At 63.6% G+C, this 4842-nt stretch carries 5 protein-coding genes; 4 read left to right on the plus strand and 1 reads right to left on the minus strand.

The annotated features are described in order from the left end of the window. Positions 1-148: 148 nt before the first annotated feature. Positions 149-619 carry a hypothetical protein gene (locus WAL33_RS16505; protein ID WP_422182613.1) on the plus strand — a complete coding sequence of 157 codons (471 nt, stop codon included), beginning with the start codon at positions 149-151 and terminating at the stop codon, positions 617-619. A 164-nt stretch (positions 620-783) separates the two neighbouring features. Then, on the plus strand, positions 784-1410 hold the full coding sequence (locus WAL33_RS16510) for an ATP-dependent Clp protease proteolytic subunit (RefSeq protein WP_422182614.1): 627 nt from the start codon (positions 784-786) through the stop codon (positions 1408-1410). Between the two features lie 148 nt (positions 1411-1558). Here the strand turns inward: WAL33_RS16510 and WAL33_RS16515 are convergent, their stop codons facing one another. Further along, positions 1559-2230, minus strand: coding sequence for an HAD-IB family hydrolase (locus WAL33_RS16515; protein ID WP_422182615.1), 672 nt, complete (start codon positions 2228-2230; stop codon positions 1559-1561). Positions 2231-2594: 364 nt separating this feature from the next. Between WAL33_RS16515 and clpX the strand changes: the two genes are divergently transcribed. Beyond that, positions 2595-3857, plus strand: coding sequence for an ATP-dependent protease ATP-binding subunit ClpX (gene clpX, locus WAL33_RS16520; RefSeq protein WP_422182616.1), 1263 nt, complete (start codon positions 2595-2597; stop codon positions 3855-3857). Positions 3858-4257: 400 nt separating this feature from the next. Continuing rightward, a partial coding sequence (locus tag WAL33_RS16525; protein ID WP_422182617.1) for an LON peptidase substrate-binding domain-containing protein occupies positions 4258-4842 on the plus strand: 585 nt, incomplete at its 3' end.

A 4842-nucleotide genomic window follows, 5' to 3' on the forward strand; every position in this document is an offset into this window, starting at 1 on the left:
GCGACGTGAAACCGACGCGCCGTCTTTCGTTCGCGTTGAGATTTTCCGGATTCGTCGCCCTTTACGTGCGCGACCTAGGGTGGCATCGTCATCGAGTTGTCGTTGGTCCTTGGGATCAGATGGGACATTCACTCGAGAGGGTCTTTTCATGCGAACCGTAGCTTTGGTGGTGTCGGCGTTGATCCTGGGCGCAGTCGCCACGCCGTCTTTGGCGGCATCCTATGTGAAGGTTGAAGTAATCGATGCAAGCACCCTGCGAGTTTCCGCCCCGCCAAAGGCCGGCGTGAAGTTCGACAAGATGCGCGCCAACCTGCTGCGCGCCGCCAGCGAGGAAACGCTACGTCGGGGCTATGCATGGTTTGACTTGGGAGAGGTCGCCGACCTGACCCGAGAACGCGATGTGACGATCATGAAGGCGAGCTTTCCGGCCTCCGCGAACGCCCTTTCGCCCGACGGCAAGGTCATGCTGGCCACGGGTAACACCGTGGTTGACGAAAATGGCGGCTCGGTCCACCTGATCGAGCCGGGTGCGGCCGCCACCATTCACATGGGCAATGGGTTGCGTCCGGACAGCGCCACGACCGTCGATGCGCAACAGATGCTTCAAAGCCTGCGCTAGCCGATCTCGCGACGCTCGCCGACATTGGTATGGATGGTGCTGAGGAGAGAGGATGGTCTCCGTCCCCCCTCCTTGCATCCTGTTAAGCCCGACGCGATATGAGCAGCCAGGGCGCTGCGAAGATTGATTCGCACCTACTGCCAAATTTGAGAAGGGCGATTCTTATGTACGATCCGATGGCGACGGCGATGAATCTCGTGCCGATGGTGGTCGAACAGACCAGCCGCGGCGAGCGGGCGTTCGACATTTTCTCCCGTCTGTTGAAAGAGCGGATCATCTTCCTGACCGGCCCCGTCGAAGACGGGATGGCCAGTCTGATCTGCGCCCAGCTGCTCTTCCTGGAGTCCGAGAACCCCAAGAAGGAAATCGCCATGTACATCAACTCGCCGGGCGGCGTGGTGACGGCCGGCTTGGCGATCTACGACACCATGCAGTACATCAAGAGCCCGGTCTCGACGGTGTGCATGGGCATGGCGGCCTCGATGGGCTCGCTGCTGCTGCAAGCCGGCGCCCCCGGCCAGCGCATCGCCCTGCCGAACGCCCGCATCATGGTCCACCAGCCGTCGGGCGGCTTCCGCGGCCAGGCCTCGGACATCGAGCGCCACGCCGAGGACATCATCAAGACCAAGCGCCGCCTGAACGAGATTTACGTCAAGCACACCGGCCGCAGCTATGAGGAAGTCGAAAAGACCCTCGACCGCGACCACTTCATGAGCGCCGAGGAAGCCAAGGCCTGGGGTCTGATCGACCACATCAATGAAAGCCGCGACGACTCGGACGACAAGGCCTAAGCGCCTTCCAGGTCTCAAGATCTTGGAAAAGCCGTCGGCCGCGAGGTCGGCGGCTTTTTCATTCGGATTACTTTGGTTTTTCTGAGGGCCCAGTCGCGTGCGAACTGCGAACTAAGGGGCTCGAGAGCGGTCAGAGGGCCGCGTTAGATCAGCCCGGCTTTCCCCGGAAGATCCGGTAGCCCTTCTCGTGGGCGATCGCCAGCATCTCCTTGTCGCCGGAGGTGTCGCCATAGGCGGCGGCCAGCGACAAATCGTCGCCGAAGACCTCCTTCAGGCGGACCACCTTCTCCGCGCCCCGGCAGTTGGGGCCGAGCAGGGGGCCCACCACCCTGTCGTCGGCGTCGATCGTCAGCTTGGAGCCGATCAGCAGGTCGGCGCCCAGGCCGCGGGCGAACGGCGCGACGACCACATCGGGCGAGGCGGTGACGATCACCAGCTTGGCGCCGCCGGCCCGCCAGCGCCGCCAGACGGCCAGGGCGTCAGGGCGAAAGAGCTTGGGGGCCTCCGACTGGGCGAAGGCGCGCGCCTCGCGCTCCAACTGCTCCAGGGGCACGCCGCGCAGGAATTCGCGGATGGCGGCGGCCTTGATCTTGCCGCGGTTGCGATCGAACACATAGAGGAAGGCGGCGGGAAACAGCCGCGCCATGCCCGCATAATACCGCCCGGAACTGACTCGCCATTTCAGGAAGGCCGTGAAGCTGTCGCGAACCGTCAGGGTGCCGTCGAAATCGAACGCGACCAGGGGCGGACCCTCGTGCAGATCCCCCATCATCGGGGTCGAGGCCGACAGGCCCTTGGCCATCAGTGAACGTTTCGCCATTCGTCTCCGCGCCAGCGCGCCCCACACCCGAGCCCGTCTTGCATCACGATTCCGCTTTCGCCGCTAAAGGTCTTCACGGATTTTCCAGACGCCGGTTCCGGCCGTCCGACGGAGCGAACGGCTCCTGGCTTGCGTTGAGGTCCAGGAACGCCATCTTAGAGAAGAATTCCATGAAACCGTATGCATCATCCACGAACTTGGGGGCTGTAAATCGGCTCCAAGGCTTGTGCCGTGCGTCCGGATCGGGGAATGTCAAGGATTAGACAACTCCCGGCGGATATCCTGCTGCCTCGGTGGCGGGATTGGCGCTAAGGAGTCGGTGGTTTCGGCTTCGGCCTGGGCCGCCCTAGCGTGAGAAGCGACCATGACGAAAGCCGCGAGCGGCGACACCAAGAGCACCCTCTACTGTTCTTTCTGCGGAAAGAGCCAGCATGAGGTGCGCAAGCTCATCGCGGGCCCGACGGTGTTCATCTGTGATGAATGCGTTGAACTCTGCATGGATATCATCCGTGAAGAGCACAAGATCGCCTTCGTGAAGTCCAAGGACGGGGTGCCCACGCCGCGCGAGATCTGCGAGGTCCTGGACGATTACGTGATTGGACAAAATCACGCCAAGAAGGTGCTCGCGGTCGCGGTGCACAATCACTACAAGCGCCTGAACCACGCGTCGAAGAACAATGACGTCGAACTGGCCAAATCGAACATCCTGCTGGTCGGTCCGACCGGCACCGGCAAGACGCTTCTGGCCCAGACCCTGGCCCGAATCATCGACGTGCCGTTCACGATGGCGGACGCCACGACCCTGACCGAAGCCGGTTATGTGGGCGAAGACGTCGAAAATATCGTGCTGAAGCTTCTGCAAGCCGCCGACTACAACGTCGAGCGGGCTCAGCGCGGCATCGTCTACATCGACGAAATCGACAAGATCAGCCGCAAGTCCGACAATCCGTCGATCACCCGCGACGTGTCGGGCGAGGGCGTGCAGCAGGCCCTGCTGAAGATCATGGAAGGCACCGTCGCCTCCGTGCCGCCGCAAGGCGGGCGCAAGCATCCCCAGCAGGAGTTCCTGCAGGTCGACACGACGAACATCCTGTTTATCTGCGGCGGGGCCTTCGCGGGCCTGGAGCGCATCATCTCGGCGCGCGGCCAGGGCAAGTCGATCGGCTTCGGCGCCAAGGTGGCGGATCCGGAAGAGCGTCGCACGGGCGAAATCCTGCGCGGCGTCGAGCCGGACGACCTGCAGCGCTTCGGCCTGATCCCGGAATTCATCGGCCGTCTGCCGGTGATCGCCACCCTGGAGGACCTCGACGAGGCCGCCCTGGTGAAGATCCTGACCGAGCCGAAGAACGCTTTCGTCAAGCAATACCAGCGCCTGTTCGAGATGGAGAACATCGGCCTGACCTTCACTGACGACGCCCTGCACGGCGTGGCCAAGAAGGCCATTCTGCGCAAGACCGGCGCGCGCGGCCTGCGTTCGATCATGGAAGGCATCCTGCTGGAGACCATGTTCGAGCTGCCCAACTACGAGGGCGTCGAGGAAGTGGTGGTCAATGCCGAGGTCGTCGAAGGCCGGGCCCAGCCGCTGCTGATCTACGCTGAGAAGAAGGGCGGAGCCGCCTCGGCCTAAACGCCTGCGGCAAGGCTTTGAAATCGGGCGCGTCCGGTCTTGCCGGGCGCGCCCTTTTCGTCACACCGGACCTCTTCGCGTCGCAATGCTGGACGGGAGTCTCGCCGCGCCGGGCGCCCGCCGCGGCAGGACTTAGGCGTCGCGGAGCATACATCGGCAAGGATCGTGCATGGTGGAGCCGGGCGAGGGGCATGGGCGTTGCATCTTGGCCGGTCGACCGCGACCCGTCGCCGCGACGAGGCGAGTGCGCTTGAACCGTGTTGCAAAAGGTCCACATAAATAACGACCATCCGTTCAGTCCCGAGCGGACGGGTCGCACGACTCAGGCGCATCGTCTGAGTGACGGCGGCCCGCGTGGCCGAGCGCGGGTGCAACGCGCTGGCCAGGAGTAGAGAGCATCATGTCTGAGATTCGTACGCTTCCTGTGTTGCCTCTGCGGGATATCGTTGTGTTCCCGCATATGGTGGTCCCGCTCTTCGTGGGCCGCGACAAGTCTGTGCGCGCCCTCGAGGAAGTGATGCGCGGCGGCAAGGAGATCCTTCTGGTCACCCAGAAGAACTCGGCCGACGACGATCCGGCGCCGGCTGACATCTACGATGTCGGCGTGCTGGCCACCGTCCTGCAACTGCTGAAGCTGCCCGACGGCACCGTGAAGGTGCTGGTCGAGGGCAAGGGCCGCGCGGCCGTCGTGCGCTTCACCGACCAGGAGGCCTATTACGAGGCCCAGGTCGGCGAGGTGAACGAAGACCAGGGCGTGGGCCCCGAGGCCGAGGCGCTGTCGCGCGCGGTCGTCGAGCAGTTCGAGAACTACGTCAAACTGAACAAGAAGGTGCCGCCCGAGGCCCTGGCCTCGATTCCGCAGATCGCCGAGCCGGGCAAGCTGGCCGACAGCATCTCGGCCCACCTGTCGGTCAAGATCGGCGACAAGCAGCACCTGCTGGAAATCTTCGACGTCGTGAAGCGCCTGGAGAAGGTCTTCGCCCTG

Origin of the sequence: Caulobacter sp., assembly GCF_049283275.1 — a bacterium.
Classification (GTDB): Bacteria; Pseudomonadota; Alphaproteobacteria; order Caulobacterales; family Caulobacteraceae; genus Caulobacter.